The sequence below is a fragment of the Aromatoleum sp. genome (assembly GCF_036675785.1).
In the GTDB taxonomy this organism is placed as follows: Bacteria; Pseudomonadota; Gammaproteobacteria; order Burkholderiales; family Rhodocyclaceae; genus Aromatoleum.
Window position 1 is genome coordinate 1 of record NZ_JAKFEF010000051.1, and the last position, 17,405, is coordinate 17,405.

The following is a 17,405-nucleotide window of genomic DNA, read 5'->3' on the forward strand; positions in this document are numbered from 1 at the left end:
CCGTGCTGACGTCCTCGACGAAGGACGGGTCGTGCTCACAGCGCGAATGGAGGTTGTCGCGGCCACAGACGGGGCAGGCGCGCCGGAGCGACGCCGCACAGCGGTTACGGTGCGAGGTCAGCGGGCCGGAGATCAGCAGGTTGACGAACCAGAAGATGCCGACCGTCGGCGTCCCCAGCGCCTGCGCGAGCTGCAGCGGGCCACTGTCGCTCGCGATGACGAGGCGCGCGCGCTGGAGCAGCGCCGCGAGGCCATCGAGCGACAACAGGCCCCCCGAATCGATTGCCGGTTCGCGCATCGCGGCAACGATCCTCGCGGAGAGTTCGAGCTCATCCGCCCCGCCGCCCTGTACGACCACGCACGCTCCTTCGCGGGCGAACATGTCGGCGACGGCAGCGAACTTCTCGACGGGCCACCGTCGGCGCGGGTCGCTCGCACCGGGACTCAACACGAGGAGCGGCCGTTCGCCGGGGAGCCTCAGCTTCGCGGCGAGTTCGTCGCGGTCGCGCGGCAGCACCGGGAGCAGCGGCTGAAGTTCGGCGGGGCGCGCACCCACCAGTCCGACCGCCTCGAGCAGCCGCAGCCGCTCGTTGTGCCACGGGACGTACGGTAGCCATCGGTCGAGCGGTTCCGCGTCGGCGGCGCGCACCCCCACAGTCATCCGCGCACCGAGCCGCTTGATGAACGGGTTCGAGTGGCGGCCGCCCCCGTAGAACTGGCACGCGATATCGAAGCGACGATCACGCAGCGCCGCGCAGGCCGACTCGATCGGTCCCGCGTCGACCACGACGCCGGGCGGCGCGCCGACTCCCGGCACCGGCGGCAGCACGACGACCTCGTCGACGAGCGGCGTGCGCCGGTCGAGAAAAGCCTTGTGCCACGCGCGGCCGAGATAGACGATGCGCGCGGCCGGATAGGTTTCGCGCAGCGCTGCGAGCGCCGGCAGCGCGAATATGAAGTCGCCGACCTGGTTCGGGCGCAGCACGGCGATCGATGCGACGTCGGGGACCGGCTCGCGGACGCCGGCAGCTGCTCGCCCGATCACGTTGCCGCACCTCCGCGCTGCAGCGCGAACGGCGCGTCGACGTCGCGGTGCGGGATGGTCGTCGGCAGCTCCTGGTGGTACGCGCCCGACGGGATCACGCCGCAACCGCCGTATCGCGACATGACGCGCAACTGCGCGTACACGTCCTCGCCGCAATGCTCGGCGGGAAGCTCGTCCCAGAAGTCGAATCCGCCCGCCGCGCGCAGCTTCGCGGCGTCGAAAAGCACGCAGCCGCCGACCCATGCGACGCGGTAGAGGCGCTGGTCCTCGCGCCGCAAGCCGAGCCGGGTCTGCACGTGATAGAGATTCGCGGCGCTGTGCAGCTGGTGGCGCTCCCACGCGGCGCTGCCGGGCGCGACGTCCTCGGGCTCGACCGGGCCGTCCCAGAACTCGATGCGCTGCTGGTGCGGGCGGGTGTCGCCCGCGTGGCTCATGCCGATCAGCGCACTGCCGACGAAACCGCAGCCCTGCTCGCGGAGCGCCTTCAGCAGGCGCGCGACGAGATCCGGCTCAAGCACGACGTCGTCGTCGAGGAAGAGCACATGCGGCGCCCGGGCTTGCGCGAGCAGGAAATGCCTTTGCTCCGCAAGCCCGCGGCGCGGGAGGTGACGGTGCACCTCGACCTCGCAGCCTTTCGCGACGAGCAGCCGCCGCACCCCCGTGACTTCGGCCGACTGGTCGACGCGGCGGACCTCGCCCTGGTCCGAAATCACGACCCGCAGGTCCGGATGGCTTTGCGCGAACAGCGACGTGAGCGTCACCGCGAGGGCCGCCGGACGGTCGCAGGTCGGGATCAGGACGTCTACCGCGCCGCCGCCGGCGTCCGCGCGATCGCGGCGACCGTAAAGCTCGGGGTTCGTCGACGGGTCGTTGTACATCTTGAACTGGCGGTAGGTCTTGAAATGCGCGGCGCCGCAGCGGGCCTCCCACAGCAGTCGGTCGAAGCACGCGGCGAGGTCGTTGCGCTGCGCGATCAGCGTCGCGAGCTTGTCGGCGCAGCGCTGCATGTGCGCCTCGTCCACGTCGTGCCGCTGCGTCTGCAAGCGCATGTGATGGATCTTGAGCGCGAGGATCGAGAGCCGATCGACCATCGCGCCCGCGGTCTCGCTCGACTGGCGCCCCGCCGCCTCGCCGCCGCGCCGGCCGAGCGCGAACAGGATGCAGTTGTCGAGCGCCTCGACGGCGTCGTTCCGACACTGGTTCAGCGCGTCGATGCTGCGCTTGCAGCCGACGATCTCAGCGTCCGGCAAATCGGTGCGGCGAGCCTTGTCCTCCTCTCGCCACAGCGCCGAATTGCTGCGGTGATTTTCCTCGATCCAGCGCCAAAGGTCGGGCGAGCCGGTCTGCGCAACCGGCGCCTCGCCGGCGAGAAAACGGTCGTGGAACCCGATGATCAGGCGTGCCTCGAGATCGAACACCGGGCGCGCCGTCACGACGCCCGACCCGAGCATTCCGGTCATGTCAGTCAAGTTCGCCCACCTCCCGCGACACAGCCGTCGGGCTGTCGTACTCACGGTCGGTAATGCGTTCGAGCGCCTCCATCACGTTCTCGTCGGCGCCTTCGCCGCGCGCACGGTCGAGGAGCGCCCTCTTGCCTACGGGATAATCGAGTCCGCCGAGAAACTTCTGCACCTGCACCGGTCTCGGCACGGCGCGCTCCGAATCCTCGCGCTTCTGCTGGCTTGCCATGACCGTCTCCTGATAGTCCGTGCGAGGCCCACAGGTGCAAACCCGGTGCCCGCCGCCGCCGTCCCCGTCGCCGAAACGATCGGCTCCGGTCCGGCTGGAAAAGCTACCGGCGGCAGCAACTTTTACAACTCGGGCGGAGACGGCTGAAGGGATCTGCGGAACGGCCGGGACGACTACGGGCGTGGCACGCCGCCAGCGGGGTGCGGTCTGCGAGACTTCGGCCAGCGCTGCGTTCGTCGCAGGCCGAATCCTTCACCGGGCGGATTTTCTGCCGCGCATCGGGATTCCTCCCACGCGACGGATGGGCGCTGCGGATTGTCGCCGCGACAGTTCGGCATTGGCAGGGGCACAAAAACAAAAGGCCCGCACGAGGCGGGCCTGCAAGTTTGCTGCGTACTGCGCTTTTTGTTCGTATTACTGGTGGGTGCTGACGGGGTCGAACCGCCGACATTCGCCTTGTAAGGGCGACGCTCTACCAACTGAGCTAAGCACCCGTGTCCGGCGCGCCGCCTTTCGGCAGACGGGAAAGCCGGTAATTCTAAAGCATCTTCCGGTGCTTTGCCAGCATGAATTTCAGCGCCTTCGCCGCGTCCGTGCGATCCGACGTCCCGGGTCGCGGCCGATGCCTTAAGTGCGAACGGCCGCGCCTTCGAGGACTTATCAATACTCCGCCCTCAGTGCGCGCGCACCGCTTTCCCGCCCCCGGCCGATTCGGACTCGTCCCGCACCGCACGGGCGTGGTCCTCGACCTCCGACTCGGTCAGCGGCTGCGGCTGGCGTTCGAGTGCATGTTCGAGCACCTGATCGATCCAGCGTACCGGCGTAATCTTCAGCGCATTCTTGATGTTGTCGGCGATGTCGGCGAGATCCTTGACGTTCTCCTCGGGAATCAGCGCGACGCGGATTCCGCCGCGCACGGCCGCGAGGAGTTTTTCCTTCAGACCACCGATCGGGAGAACCTCACCCCGCAGCGTGATCTCACCCGTCATCGCGACGTCGCAGCGCACCGGGATGCCGGTCAGCACCGAAACCAGCGCCGTCGAGATCGCGATGCCGGCCGACGGGCCGTCCTTCGGAATCGCCCCTTCCGGCAGGTGGATGTGGATGTCGCTCTTCTGGTAGAAGTCGTCGTGGATGCCGAGCGAGCGGGCGCGCTTGCGCACGACCGACAGCGCCGCCTGGATCGACTCCTGCATCACCTCGCCGAGCTTGCCGGTGGTCATGACCTTGCCCTTGCCCGGCAACACGACCGCTTCGACCGTCAGCAGCTCGCCGCCGACCTCGGTCCAGGCGAGGCCGGTCACCTGCCCCACCTGGTTTTCCTTCTCCGCGACGCCGAACGAGTACTTGCGCACGCCGAGGTACTTGTCGAGGCTCTTCGCGTTGACGACGATCTTCGTCGACCGGTTGCGCAGCACCAGCGATTTCACGACCTTGCGGCAGATCTTCGAAATTTCGCGTTCGAGGCTGCGCACGCCCGCCTCCCGCGTGTAATAGCGGCAGACGTCGCGCAGCGCGTCCTCGGTCACCGACAGCTCGTCGCGCTTCAGGCCGTTGTTCTTCATCTGCTTCGGCAGCAGATAGCGTTGCGCGATGTTGACCTTCTCGTCCTCGGTGTAGCCCGACAGGCGGATCACTTCCATCCGGTCGAGGAGCGGCGCCGGGATGTTCAGCGTGTTCGCGGTCGCGACGAACATCACATCGGACAAGTCGAAGTCGACTTCGATGTAGTGGTCGGCGAACGTGTGGTTCTGCTCCGGATCGAGCACTTCGAGCAGCGCGGAGCTCGGATCGCCGCGGAAGTCCTGCCCGAGCTTGTCCACTTCGTCGAGCAGGAAAAGCGGGTTCTTGACGCCGACCTTCTGCATGTTCTGCAGGATCTTGCCCGGCATCGAGCCGATATACGTGCGGCGGTGGCCGCGGATCTCGGCCTCGTCACGCACGCCGCCGAGGGCCATGCGCACGAACTTGCGGTTCGTCGCCTTCGCGATCGACTGCCCGAGCGACGTCTTCCCGACGCCGGGGGCGCCGACGAGGCACAGGATCGGCGCCTTGACCTTGTCCACGCGCTGCTGGACCGCGAGATATTCGAGGATGCGTTCCTTGACGCGCTCGAGACCGTAGTGGTCGCGGTCGAGCACCTTCTGGGCCTCGCCGAGGTCCTTGCTGACGCGCGACTTGCGCTTCCACGGCAGGCCGATCAGCGTTTCGATGTAATTGCGCACGACGGTCGCTTCGGCCGACATCGGCGACATCAGGCGCAGCTTCTTGAGTTCGGACTGAGCCTTCGCAAGCGCCTCCTTCGGCATACCGGAGGCCTTGATCTTCTTGTCCATTTCCTCGAGGTCGGCACCTTCCTCGCCTTCCCCGAGTTCCTTCTGGATCGCCTTGACCTGCTCGTTGAGGTAGTACTCGCGCTGGCTCTTCTCCATCTGGCGCTTGACGCGGCCGCGGATGCGCTTTTCGACCTGCAGGATGTCGAGTTCGGTTTCGAGCTGGGTCAGCAGGCGCTCGAGCCGCTCGCCGGTGCCGAACATTTCGAGCACTTCCTGCTTCTGTTCGAGCTTCAGCGGCAGGTGCGCGGCGATCGTGTCGGCAAGGCGGCCGGGGTCTTCGATGCCGGCGAGCGACGCGAGAATCTCCGGCGGGATCTTCTTGTTCAGTTTCACGTACTGGTCGAACTGCGCGATGATCGCGCGGCGCATCGCCTCGAGCTCGTTGTTGTCCGTCTCGGGCACCGGCACCGGCGTGACCTTCGCGACGAACACGCTGCGCAGGTCCTCGACGGAGTCGACGCGGCCGCGCTGCACGCCTTCGACGAGCACCTTGATCGTGCCGTCGGGCAGCTTGAGCATCTGCAGGATGTTCGCGATGCAGCCGATCTCGTAGAGATCCTCGGCAGACGGCTCATCCTTCGCAGCGGACTTCTGTGCGACGAGGAGGATCCCCTTGCCCGCCTCCATCGCGTTTTCGAGCGCCTTGATCGACTTCGGGCGCCCGACGAAGAGGGGAATCACCATGTGCGGGAACACCACGACGTCCCGTAGCGGCAGGAGGGGCAGTTCCATTTGTTCGGTGGGGAGGTCAAGCGGGCCTGACATGATTGTTTTTACCTCTAAAGACGTGTCGAGCCCACATGGGGGCCCGACCAGGAAAAATCAAGCGTCGCGCGACCGGATCGGCCGTCAGCCGGTCAGTTCGAACCGGATACCTTGGCCTGTTCCGCGTAGATCAGCAGCGGCTGAGCGCCCTCTTCGATCGTTCCTTCATCGACGACGACCTTCTCGACGCTTTCCATTGCCGGCAGGTCGTACATGATGTCGAGCAATGCCGACTCGAGGATCGAACGCAAACCACGTGCCCCGGTCTTGCGGCGGATCGCCTTTTTCGCGACCGCGTGCAGCGCGGCCGGGCGGATTTCCAGTTCGACGCCCTCCATCGAGAACAGCTTCTGGTACTGCTTGACGAGTGCGTTCTTCGGCTCCACGAGGATCTGGATCAGCGCCTCCTCGTCGAGTTCCTGCAAGGTCGCGACGACCGGCAGCCGGCCGACGAATTCTGGGATCAGGCCGAACTTGATGAGGTCTTCAGGCTCGACCTGGCGGAAGGACTCGGAGACATCCCTGCCCTCGCGGCTCTTGATCTGCGCGCCGAAGCCGATGCCGATCTTCTCGGTGCGATTGCGGATCACCTTGTCGAGGCCGTCGAATGCCCCGCCGCAGATGAACAGGATGTTCGTCGTGTCGACCTGAATGAAGTCCTGGTTCGGGTGCTTGCGCCCGCCCTGCGGCGGAATCGAAGCGACCGTGCCTTCGATGAGCTTCAGGAGCGCCTGCTGCACGCCCTCGCCCGACACATCGCGCGTGATCGACGGGTTGTCGGACTTGCGCGAAATCTTGTCGATCTCGTCGATGTACACGATGCCGTTCTGCGCCTTGTCGACGTCGTAGTCGCACTTCTGCAGCAGCTTCTGGATGATGTTCTCGACATCCTCGCCGACGTAGCCGGCTTCGGTCAGCGTCGTCGCATCGGCCATCACGAACGGCACGTTGAGCAGGCGCGCGAGCGTCTGCGCCAGCAGCGTCTTGCCCGATCCGGTCGGACCGATCAGTAGGATGTTGCTCTTCGACAGCTCGACTTCGTCCTTGCGGACGGCGAGATGGCGCAGACGCTTGTAATGGTTATAAACAGCGACGGAAAGATTGCGCTTCGCCTGCGTCTGCCCGATCACGTACTGGTTCAGGATCTCGCAGATCTCCTGCGGCGTCGGCAGGCTGGCCCGCGCGCCCTCGGCATCGGTCGCTTCGGAAATCTCGTCGCGGATGATGTCGTTGCACAGTTCGATGCACTCGTCGCAGATGAAGACTGACGGACCCGCAATGAGCTTGCGAACCTCATGCTGGCTCTTCCCGCAGAACGAGCAGTAAAGAAGCTTTTCGCCTCCCGCCTTTTTCTCCGTCATGGTCTTCCTCTCTTGATTCAGGCGTCCGAGCGGGTCGTCAACACGCGGTCGACAATCCCGTATTCCGTCGCCTCGGTCGCAGACATGAACCGGTCCCGATCGGTGTCCTTCTCGATCCGTTCGAGCGGCTGCCCGGTATGTTTCGCGAGCATTTCGTTGAGTTTCGCGCGGATACTGAGAATCTCGCGCGCGTGGATTTCGATATCCGACGCTTGCCCCTGGAAACCGCCCAGCGGCTGGTGGATCATCACGCGCGAGTTCGGCAGGCAGAAGCGCTTGCCCTTTTCGCCCGCGGCGAGCAGGAACGAGCCCATGCTCGCCGCCATGCCGATGCACAGCGTGCTGACATGCGGCTTGATGAACTGCATCGTGTCGTAGATCGCCATGCCGGCGGACACCGACCCGCCCGGCGAGTTAATGTAGAAATAAATGTCCTTGTCCGGGTTTTCGGACTCGAGGAACAGGAGCTGCGCCACGATCAGGTTCGCGGTCACGTCATTGACCGGTCCGACCAGAAAGATCACCCGCTCCTTCAGCAGCCGCGAGTAAATGTCGTAGGCGCGCTCGCCGCGCCCGCTCTGTTCGACGACCATCGGGACCAGGCCGAGGGCGACCGGGTCCCAATTGCTTCCGTATGGCGCTGCGTTGTTCATCGTTCGCCCTTTGCGGCGTCAGGCCGCGTTACCCATCAGTTCGTCAAAAGACACCGGCTTGTCGGTGGTTTGGGTCTGCGACGCCACCCACCCGACCACGTTGTCCTCGATCACCACCGCCTCCGCCTGCGCGAGCCGCTCCGGCTGCGCGTAGTACCAGCGCACGAGTTCGGCAGGATCTTCGTAGCTCTGTGCCATTTCGTCCACCAAAGCGCGAACTTGTTCCGGCTTGGCGTAGAGTTCCTTGGCCTTGACCAATTCTGCCATGATCAACCCGAGCTTGACGCGGCGCACCGCCTGATCGGCGAACCAGGCCGGCTCGACCGGGATGTCCTTGGTTTTCATGCCACGCATCTCGAGGTCGCGCTTCGCGTTCTCCGCCAGTTGCCGCGACTCCTGCTCGACGAGCGCCTTCGGCACTTCGATCGGGTTCGCAGCGAGCAGCGCGTCCATCACCTGCTCCTTGATCTTCGCCTGGATGCGACGCTTCACCTCGCGCTCGAGGTTCGCACGAACTTCATCGCGCAGCTTCGTCACGTCGCCGTCGGCGACACCGAGCGCCTTCGCGAAATCGGCGTCGATCTCCGGCAGCTTCGGACCTTCGACCCGCTTCACGGTGATCTCGAACTGCACCTGCTGGCCGGCCAGATGGGCCGCGTGATAGTCCTCGGGGAAGGTCATGTCGAAGGTCTTGCTTTCGCCCGCCTTCAACCCGGTCACCGCGGTCTCGAAATCCTTCAGCATCGAGCCCGCGCCGATCACGAACGGGAAGTCTTCCGCCTTGCCGCCTTCAAAGAGCTCACCGTCCTTGCGGCCGGCGAAATCGATGACCACCCGGTCGCCATCCTGGGCGGCGCGATCGACAGCTTCGAACGTCGTGCGCTGCTTGCGCAGCACGTCGATCGTCTTGTCGACCTCGGCGTCCCCCACGGCCAGCGTCGGACGCTCGATCTTGTGCTCCGACAGTTCGCCCAGCGGCACCTGCGGGTAGACTTCGAACACCGCACTGAATTCCAACGTTCCCTCGCCCGCGCCCTGTATCGGCTCGATCCGCGGGTAGCCGGCGACCCGCAGGTTCTGTTCCCGGACCTTGTCACCGAATACCTTTTCGACCGCCGCGCCGATCGCCTCCGAGCGCGCCTGCGAGCCGTAGGTCTGGGCGACGATCTTCATCGGGACCTTGCCGGGGCGGAAGCCGGGCATTTTCACTGTGCGGGCCATACGCTTCAGGCGCGAATCGACTTCCTTTTCGATTTCCGCCATGGGCACAGTCATGTCGATGCGGCGCTCGAGCGCGCCCTGCGTTTCCTGGTTGGTCTGCATAGGTCATTCCTGACAAGTCAAAGTTGCGCCGCGGCGGATCCGGATCGCTTATTTCCGTTATTCCGGAAGGGTTTCTGCTACGGCAGAATGTTACGAATAAATCTCGATTCTATCACAGCAATCAGGCCTTCCTTCCAGGCGGTTCGAGGGGTCAGAATGGGCCGGTGAGTCTTGCAGACGGGGCAGGTGGATTGCATGGAACTTGCAGCGCCATCCCCTCTCTGACGGGTGACGACCGCTAATACCGGAATCACGGGAAATTCCCGTGAGCCGCAGGAACCGGCGACGGGTTCCCGCACCGCCACCGCGACGGTTCGACCACGACAGGAGACATTCAGATGAGCATCTTCAACGCCTACCAAGCGCGATTCGAAGCAGCCCGTGAAGAAGAGATGTCGATCCAGGAGTATCTCGAACTCTGCAAATCGGACCGTTCGGCCTACGCGACCGCTGCAGAACGGATGCTGATGGCGATCGGGGACCCGGAACTCGTCGACACCCGCCTCGATCCGCGTCTCTCGCGCATCTTCTCGAACAAGGTCCTGAAGCTCTACCCCGCTTTCCGCGACTTCTACGGAATGGAAGAGGTCATCGAGCACATCGTGGCGTACTTCCGGCACGCGGCGCAGGGGCTGGAGGAAAAGAAACAGATCCTCTACCTGCTCGGGCCGGTCGGAGGCGGCAAGTCCTCGCTCGCGGAAAAACTCAAGTCGCTGATCGAGAAGGTGCCGTTCTACGCGATCAAGGGCTCGCCGGTCCATGAATCGCCGCTCGGCCTGTTCGATCTCAACGAGGACGGCCGTCTGCTCGAGGACGATTTCGGCATCCCGAGCCGTTACGTCAATACCATCATGAGCCCGTGGGCCGTGAAGCGGCTGCACGAGTTCGGCGGCGACATCACGCGCTTTCGCGTCGTCAAGCTGCGTCCGTCCGTGCTGAAGCAGACCGCGGTCGCGAAGACCGAACCGGGCGACGAAAACAACCAGGACATCTCGTCGCTCGTCGGCAAGATCGACATCCGCAAGCTAGAGGAATACTCGCAGGACGACCCGGACGCGTACAGCTATTCCGGTGGCCTGTGCCTCGCGAACCGCGGCCTGCTCGAATTCGTCGAGATGTTTAAGGCGCCGATCAAGGTGCTGCATCCGCTGCTGACGGCGACGCAGGAAGGCAACTACAAGGGCACGGAGGGCTTCGGCGCGATCCCGTTCGACGGCATCGTGATGGCGCACTCGAACGAGTCCGAATGGGTCGCATTCAAGAACAACAAGAACAACGAGGCCTTCCTCGACCGGATCTACACCGTGAAGGTGCCGTACTGCCTGCGCGTCTCGGACGAAGTGCACATCTACGAGAAGCTGCTCGTCGAGAGCTCGCTGTCGAAGGCGCCGTGCGCACCGGACACGCTGAAGATGATGGCGCAGTTCGCGGTGCTGTCGCGACTGAAGGAGCCGGAGAACTCGAGCATCTATTCAAAGATGCGCGTCTATGACGGCGAGAACCTCAAGGACACCGACCCGAAGGCGAAGAGCTTCCAGGAGTACCGCGACTACGCCGGCGTCGACGAAGGCATGACGGGGCTGTCGACGCGCTTCGCGTTCAAGGCGCTGTCGAAGGTGTTCAACTTCGACCACCGCGAGGTCGCGGCGAACCCGGTGCACCTGATGTACGTGCTCGAACAGCAGATCGAGCAGGAGCAGTACCCGGCCGAAACCGAGGCGCGCTACATGGGCTACATCAAGGAGTACCTCGCGCCGCGCTACGCCGAATTCATCGGCAAGGAAATCCAGACGGCGTACCTCGAAAGCTACTCCGAATACGGGCAGAACATTTTCGATCGCTACGTGACTTACGCCGACTTCTGGATCCAGGATCAGGAATTCCGCGATCCGAACACCGGCGAGATCCTCGACCGTTCCGCGTTGAACGACGAGCTCGAAAAGATCGAGAAGCCGGCGGGCATCAGCAACCCGAAGGATTTCCGCAACGAGGTCGTGAACTTCGTGCTGCGCGCCCGGGCGAAGAACGACGGCAAGAACCCGAGCTGGACGAGCTACGAGAAGCTGCGCGGCGTGATCGAGAAGAAGATGTTCTCGAACACGGAGGAACTACTGCCGGTCATCAGCTTCAACGCGAAGGCGAGCGGCGAGGAGCAGAAGAAGCACCAGGACTTCGTCGACCGCATGATCGAGAAGGGCTACACCGAGAAACAGGTGCGGTTGCTGTGCGAGTGGTATCTGCGGGTTCGCAAATCCTCGTGATCGTCGCGCCGCCCGGGTCGCGTGCCCGGGCGGCGTCCCGCATCGACTTCGGAGGGCCTCATGACCCGCATCATCGATCGCAGGTTCGACAGCAAGAAGAAAAGCGCCGTCAATCGCCAGCGCTTCATGCGCCGCTTCAAGCAGCAGATCCGCCGGGCCGTGAGCGACGCGATCCAGAACCGCTCGATCCGCGATCTCGATAACGGCGAGCAGATCTCAATACCGTCGAAGGACCTCAGCGAGCCGCAGTTCCAGCACGGCCGGGGCGGCATCTGGGACCAGGTGTTCTCCGGCAACGACCAGTTTTCGACCGGCGATCTGATCAACCGGCCACCTTCGGGCGGTGGCGGCAAAGGCGGCGGCAAGGCGAGCAACGAGGGTGAAGGCGAGGACGACTTCGTCTTCCAGCTCTCGCGTGAAGAGTTCCTCGATATCTTCTTCGACGACCTCGCGCTGCCGAACCTGATCCGCACGCAGCTCGCGCGGGTCACCGACTTCAAGACGCAGCGCGCCGGGTTCACCTCGGACGGCACGCCGGCGAACATCAACATCATCCGCTCGATGCGCGGCGCGCTCGGTCGCCGCCTCGCGCTCGGTTCGCCGTCGGTATCGCGGCTGCGCGCACTGCAACAGGAACTCGAGGAACTCGTCGCCTCGGGCGGCGGGGACAGCGAACACGCGGACGAGCTACGCACCGAAATCGCGCGATTGCGCGCGAAGATCGAGGCGATTCCGTTCATCGACAGTTTCGACCTGCGCTACAACAACCGCATCAAGGTGCCGAAGCCGACGACCCAGGCGGTAATGTTCTGCGTGATGGACGTGTCGGGGTCGATGGACGAGGAGAAGAAGGCGACCGCGAAGCGCTTCTTCATGCTGCTGTACCTCTTCCTGAACCGCACGTACGAGCACATCGACGTCGTCTTCATCCGCCATCACACGGTCGCGAAGGAAGTCGATGAGGAAGAATTCTTCCACTCGCGCGAATCCGGCGGCACCGTCGTGTCCAGCGCGCTGAAGTTGATGCATGAAGTCATCGCCAAACGCTACGGCCACGGCAACTGGAACATCTACGGCGCGCAGGCCTCCGACGGCGACAACTGGGATAACGACTCGCCGATCTGCCGCGAGATCCTCGGCGCGCAGATCCTGCCGTGGTGCCAGTATTTCGCGTACATCGAGATCACGCCCGGGGAGCCGCAGAACCTTTGGCGCGAATACGAAAAGCTGTTCTCCGCGCACAAGAACTTCGCGCTGCAGAGAATCGAAGCGCCGGCCGACATCTACCCGGTTTTCCGCGAACTGTTCAAGAAGACCCTCGTATGAAACGTGCGACCGTAAAGAAGTCGACCCAGTTGCCCGCGACCTCGGAATGGAGCTTCGAGGCGATCGACGAGTACCACGAGCAGATCACCCGCGTCGCGAAGGAATTCGGCCTTGACGTCTATCCGCCGCAGATCGAACTGATCACCGCTGAGCAGATGATGGACGCGTATGCGTCGGTCGGCATGCCGGTCAATTACCACCACTGGTCGTTCGGCAAGCATTTCCTGTCGACCGAGAAGAGCTACCGCCGCGGCCAGATGGGACTCGCGTACGAAATCGTCATCAACTCTAACCCCTGCATCGCGTACCTGATGGAAGAGAACACGCTGACGATGCAGGCGCTGGTGATCGCGCACGCGGCCTACGGCCACAACAGCTTCTTCAAGGGCAACTACCTCTTCCAGACCTGGACGAACGCCGACGCGATCATCGACTACCTGATCTTCGCGCGGCACTACATCGCCGAATGCGAGGAGCGTTACGGCGAGGAGGAAGTCGAGCTGCTGCTCGACTCGTGCCACGCGCTGATGAACCTCGGCGTCGACCGCTACAAGCGACCGCCGAAGCTGTCGCTGGCGAAGGAAAAGCTGCGCCAGGCGGAGCGCACCGAGTATCTGCAGAGCCAGGTCAACCAGCTGTGGCGCACGCTGCCGGTCCACGACACGAAGCCCGACAAGGTGCAGGTGCAGCGCTTCCCGCCCGAGCCGGAGGAGAACCTTCTCTACTTTGTCGAAAAACATGCGCCGCTGCTCGAGCCGTGGCAGCGCGAGATCGTCCGCATCGTGCGCAAGATCGCGCAGTACTTCTTCCCGCAGCGGCAGACGCAGGTGATGAACGAGGGCTGGGCGTGCTTCTGGCACTACACGCTCCTCAACCGGCTGTACGACGAAGGGCTGCTCGCCGATAGCTTCATGCTCGAATTCCTGCAGTCGCACACCAACGTCGTCTATCAGCCGGCGTACAACGAGCGCTGGTACAACGGCATCAACCCGTACGCGCTCGGCTTCGCGATGTGGCAGGACATCCGCCGCATTTGCGAGTCGCCGACCGAAGAGGATTACGCGTGGTTCCCGGACATCGCGGGCAGCGACTGGCGCGAGACCATGGAATTCGCGATGCGAAACTTCAAGGACGAGAGCTTCGTCGCGCAGTACCTGTCGCCGAAAATCATGCGCGATTTCCGGCTGTTCGCAATCCTCGACGACGAACACGAACCGAAGCTCAAGGTTTCGGCGATTCATGACAGTTCGGGCTATCGCCGCGTGCGCGAAATCCTGTCGGACCAGTACAACCTCGGCAGCCGCGAACCGAACATCCAGGTGTGGAACGTCGACCTGCGCGGCGACCGCTCGCTGACGCTGCGCCACCAGCAGTACCGCCGCCGGCCGCTCGGCGGGACCGCCGATGAGGTCATGAAGCACATGGCGCGACTGTGGGGCTTCACCGTCCGGCTCGAGACCCAGCACGAGGACGGGACCGTGGAACTCGCGCAGGAGACCCGGATCGAGAAGCGCCGCGGGCACCCGGAGAACTGAAGCACCCGGGCTTTCGCGCCGCAGCCGTGCCGGGGCTTGAGCTGCCTTTTTTCCCCCGCGATGAAGGACCGGGAGAGCGCCGGCGGTAGAATCGCCGCTTCCCCCTGTCATCCGGAGCGTCCATGTTGCAGCCCCCCAGCCCGATCTATCCGGTTGCCGGCATCCGCGCAATCGAGGCGCTGGTCACACCCGGCGCCCAGCCGACCCTGATGGAGCGTGCCGGCCGTGCTTCGGCGGAAGAAGCGGTGCGCCTGACGCAGGACCGCAGCGGCCCGATCCTCATCGCATGCGGGCCGGGCAACAACGGCGGCGACGGCTTCGTCATGGCCCGGCGGCTGCTGCAGGCCGGACGCAACGTCACGGTCGCTTTCGCCGACGATCCGGCGGCGCTCCCGCCCGACGCCGCCGCGGCGTTCGCCGCGTGGCGCGCGGCAGGCGGAGAAACGGTTTCCGACTTTCCGGCCGCTCCGGCGGGCGGCTGGGCACTGGTCGTCGACGCGATCTTCGGCATCGGGCTGAAGCGCCCGGTCGAGGGGCGATACGCGACGTGGGTCTCGGCGTTGAACGCGCAGGACGTCCCCCGCCTCGCGATCGACGTCCCCAGCGGGCTCGACGCGGACACCGGCTGCGTGCTCGGCACGATCTTCCGCGCCACCGCGACGCTGACCTTCATCGCGCTGAAGCCCGGATTGCTGACCCTCGACGGACCGGATCATGCCGGCGTCGTCAACGTGCACCGGCTCGACATCGAAGCAGCAGCGCGCCTGCCGCCGCAAGGCCTCCAGGTGCGCCCGGCAATGATCGTCCCGTTCCTGCGTCCGCGTCGGCAGAACACCCACAAGGGTACCTATGGCGATGTCGGCATCATCGGCGGCGCTCCCGGGATGACCGGCGCCGCGCTGCTCGCGGGGCGGGCGGCGCTCAAGCTCGGCAGCGGCCGCGTCCTGGTCGGACTGGTCGACGACGACGCCCCGGCGGTCGATTGCGGCCAGCCGGAGCTGATGCTCAAACGGCCCGAGCGAGTCGTCGAACAGGCGACCGTGCTCGCCCTCGGCCCCGGACTCGGGACCAGTGCGCTCGCCGTGTCACTCGTGGAGCGTGCTGCCGCGAGTGACAAACCGCTGGTGCTCGACGCCGACGCCCTCAACCTGCTCGCCGCCGCACCGCATCTGCGGCCGCTCGTGATGGCGCGCGCGGCGCCGACCCTGATCACGCCCCACCCCGGCGAGGCCGGCCGCCTCCTCGGAAGCGATACGGCGAGCGTCCAGGCCGACCGCGTCGCCGCCGCGCTAGCGCTCGCACGTCGCTTTCATGCCGAAGTCGTGCTCAAGGGCAGCGGCAGCGTGCTCGCGACGCCGGACGGCAGGTGGTTCATCAACAACAGCGGCCATCCCGGCATGGCGACCGGCGGCATGGGTGACGTGCTCACGGGTCTGATCGCGAGTCTGCTCGCCCAAGGCTGGCCGGCGGAGCCGGCGCTGCTGGCGGCGGTGCACCTTCACGGCGCCGCAGCGGACCGCCTCGCGCGCGAAGGCATCGGACCGATCGGCCTCACCGCCACCGAGGTCGCCGAAGCGTCGCGCGGCGTGTTCAACGGCTGGATGGTCAAGGCCGCCCGGCCGCGCTAGGTTACGCACTCCCGCAGTATCGAGCCTGCATGCCGAGCGCTGTTAGAATCGGCTTTCCTCCGGCCGCCTGAATCCCGATGCCCCGAGTAAGTGTTGACCGCCTGCGTCCCGGAATTTTCATCTCGCTCGTCGAATACGGCTGGATGGGTCACCCGTTCCTACTGAACCGGTTCTGTCTGGCGAACGGCAAGCAGATCCAGGCGATCCGCGCGATGGGCATCACCGAGATCGAATGGGATCCGTCGCGCAGCAGCGCCGAACCTCTTCCCCCGGAGACGCCCGGCACGCCTCGCCCTCCCGAACCCGATTTCACGGCGAACGCGCTCGCCTCGATGCAGGACGAAAAGCGTGCGCGCATCGAACGGGTACGGCAGCAGCGCGAAGGCCTGGCGCGACGCGAACGGCTGTTCGAGCAGAACACGGTCGCGGCCAGCGACGTGTTCCGCTCATTGCTCGCGCGCCCGCACGACGCCCACCGGCAGGCGTCCGCGCTCGTCGGGGGTCTTGTCGAAAATCTGCTGGCGGCCGACGACATGGTCGTCCATCTCGTCGGCCAGAAGAGCCGCGAAGGCGGCCTGGCGTTTCACGCGCTCAACGTGACCGCACTGTCGCTGATGCTCGGCAAGACGCTGCGCCTGTCCGAGGAAGAGATGCGTCACCTCGGCCTCGGCGCGCTGCTCCACGACGTCGGCAAGCAGGACATCCCGCCGCGCGTGCTCCGCAGCAGCAAACGGACCGGACCGGAGGAGGACTTCTATCGCGCGCACGTCGGCTACGGCATCAAGGCGGTCAGCGGTTTCACCGACCTTCCGGTGCCGGTGAAGAACGTCATCGCGTGCCATCACGAATTCACCGACGGCACCGGCTTCCCGAACCGCCTCGCGGGTGAGCGCATTCCCCGACTCGCGCGCATCGCGGCGATCGCGAATCGCTACGACAACCTGTGCAATCCCTTCGACCTGCGCGAGGCCAGGGCTCCGGCCGACGCGCTGCGGCAGATGTTCCGCAGCGAAGCCGCGCGCTACGACGCGCAGATGCTGCAGTTGTTCATCAAGACGCTCGGCGTCTATCCGCCCGGCACCTTCGTCGCGCTGTCGAACGGCGGTGTCGGCATGGTCGTCGAAACGAACCCCGCCGATCTGCTCCACCCGCTCGTGATGCTTCACGACCCGGACATCCCGCGTTCGGAAGCCTTGCTGATCGACCTGCGCGACGCCGATCTCACCGTCGAATCGGCGTTGAGCCCGGCGAAGCTCCCGGTCGAGCTGGTCGAATACCTCGCCCCCCGCGGCCGCCTCGATTACTTCGTCGAGAGCAGCAAGAGCTGAATCGCCGCAGGCTTCCGGGCGTCGCACGGACGCCTTCCGCGTTCGCGAGACACCCCTGCGCGCAATGGACGTCCGCGCCGCGGCTGTACGCAAACCGACCGGCTTTCACGACTGCCGCGGGCTCCCGGCGCTTCGATCGTCCGCTGCACGCCGGG

The 17,405-nt window shown here is 65.1% G+C and carries 12 protein-coding genes and 1 tRNA gene; 5 read left to right on the top strand and 8 right to left on the bottom strand.

The window, feature by feature from the left end:
• From V6M37_RS10750 to tig, 8 genes are all read right to left on the bottom strand, one after another.
• The coding region (locus V6M37_RS10750; RefSeq protein ID WP_332673092.1) for a glycosyltransferase family 9 protein at positions 1-1,045 on the bottom strand (1,045 nt) is incomplete at its 3' end.
• Positions 1,042-2,505 (bottom strand): DUF4254 domain-containing protein, encoded by a 1,464-nt coding sequence (locus V6M37_RS10755; protein WP_332673176.1) that lies wholly within the window; start codon positions 2,503-2,505, stop codon positions 1,042-1,044. The genes V6M37_RS10750 and V6M37_RS10755, both read right to left, overlap by 4 nt.
• Before the next feature lies 1 nt (position 2,506).
• A complete protein-coding gene (locus V6M37_RS10760; protein ID WP_332673093.1) occupies positions 2,507-2,734 on the bottom strand; it encodes a DUF2795 domain-containing protein in 228 nt (75 codons plus the stop codon).
• 418 nt (positions 2,735-3,152) lie between these two features.
• A tRNA-Val gene (locus tag V6M37_RS10765) sits at positions 3,153-3,228 on the bottom strand.
• 180 nt (positions 3,229-3,408) lie between these two features.
• On the bottom strand, positions 3,409-5,835 hold the full coding sequence (gene lon, locus V6M37_RS10770) for an endopeptidase La (RefSeq protein WP_332673095.1): 2,427 nt from the start codon (positions 5,833-5,835) through the stop codon (positions 3,409-3,411).
• A gap of 92 nt (positions 5,836-5,927) precedes the next feature.
• On the bottom strand, positions 5,928-7,196 hold the full coding sequence (clpX, locus tag V6M37_RS10775; RefSeq protein ID WP_332673096.1) for an ATP-dependent Clp protease ATP-binding subunit ClpX: 1,269 nt from the start codon (positions 7,194-7,196) through the stop codon (positions 5,928-5,930).
• 17 nt (positions 7,197-7,213) lie between these two features.
• A complete protein-coding gene (gene clpP, locus V6M37_RS10780) occupies positions 7,214-7,849 on the bottom strand; it encodes an ATP-dependent Clp endopeptidase proteolytic subunit ClpP (RefSeq protein WP_332673098.1) in 636 nt (211 codons plus the stop codon).
• Between the two features lie 18 nt (positions 7,850-7,867).
• Entirely contained in the window at positions 7,868-9,172 is a 1,305-nt protein-coding gene (gene tig / locus V6M37_RS10785) for a trigger factor (RefSeq protein ID WP_332673101.1), read from the bottom strand.
• A gap of 338 nt (positions 9,173-9,510) precedes the next feature.
• On the opposite strand from tig, the gene V6M37_RS10790 reads away from it, so the two are divergent.
• From V6M37_RS10790 to V6M37_RS10810, 5 genes are all read left to right on the top strand, one after another.
• Positions 9,511-11,433, top strand: coding sequence for a PrkA family serine protein kinase (locus V6M37_RS10790; RefSeq protein WP_332673102.1), 1,923 nt, complete (start codon positions 9,511-9,513; stop codon positions 11,431-11,433).
• Between the two features lie 60 nt (positions 11,434-11,493).
• Positions 11,494-12,759, top strand: a complete 1,266-nt coding sequence (locus V6M37_RS10795; protein ID WP_332673104.1) for a YeaH/YhbH family protein — start codon at positions 11,494-11,496, stop codon at positions 12,757-12,759.
• Complete coding sequence (locus V6M37_RS10800; protein ID WP_332673107.1) at positions 12,756-14,294, top strand: SpoVR family protein; 1,539 nt, start codon at positions 12,756-12,758, stop codon at positions 14,292-14,294. The genes V6M37_RS10795 and V6M37_RS10800 overlap by 4 nt, the downstream gene beginning before the upstream one ends.
• Before the next feature lie 122 nt (positions 14,295-14,416).
• Positions 14,417-15,922, top strand: a complete 1,506-nt coding sequence (locus tag V6M37_RS10805; RefSeq protein ID WP_332673109.1) for an NAD(P)H-hydrate dehydratase — start codon at positions 14,417-14,419, stop codon at positions 15,920-15,922.
• Positions 15,923-15,999: 77 nt separating this feature from the next.
• Complete coding sequence (locus V6M37_RS10810; protein ID WP_332673110.1) at positions 16,000-17,250, top strand: HD-GYP domain-containing protein; 1,251 nt, start codon at positions 16,000-16,002, stop codon at positions 17,248-17,250.
• The last annotated feature ends 155 nt before the right edge of the window (positions 17,251-17,405 follow it).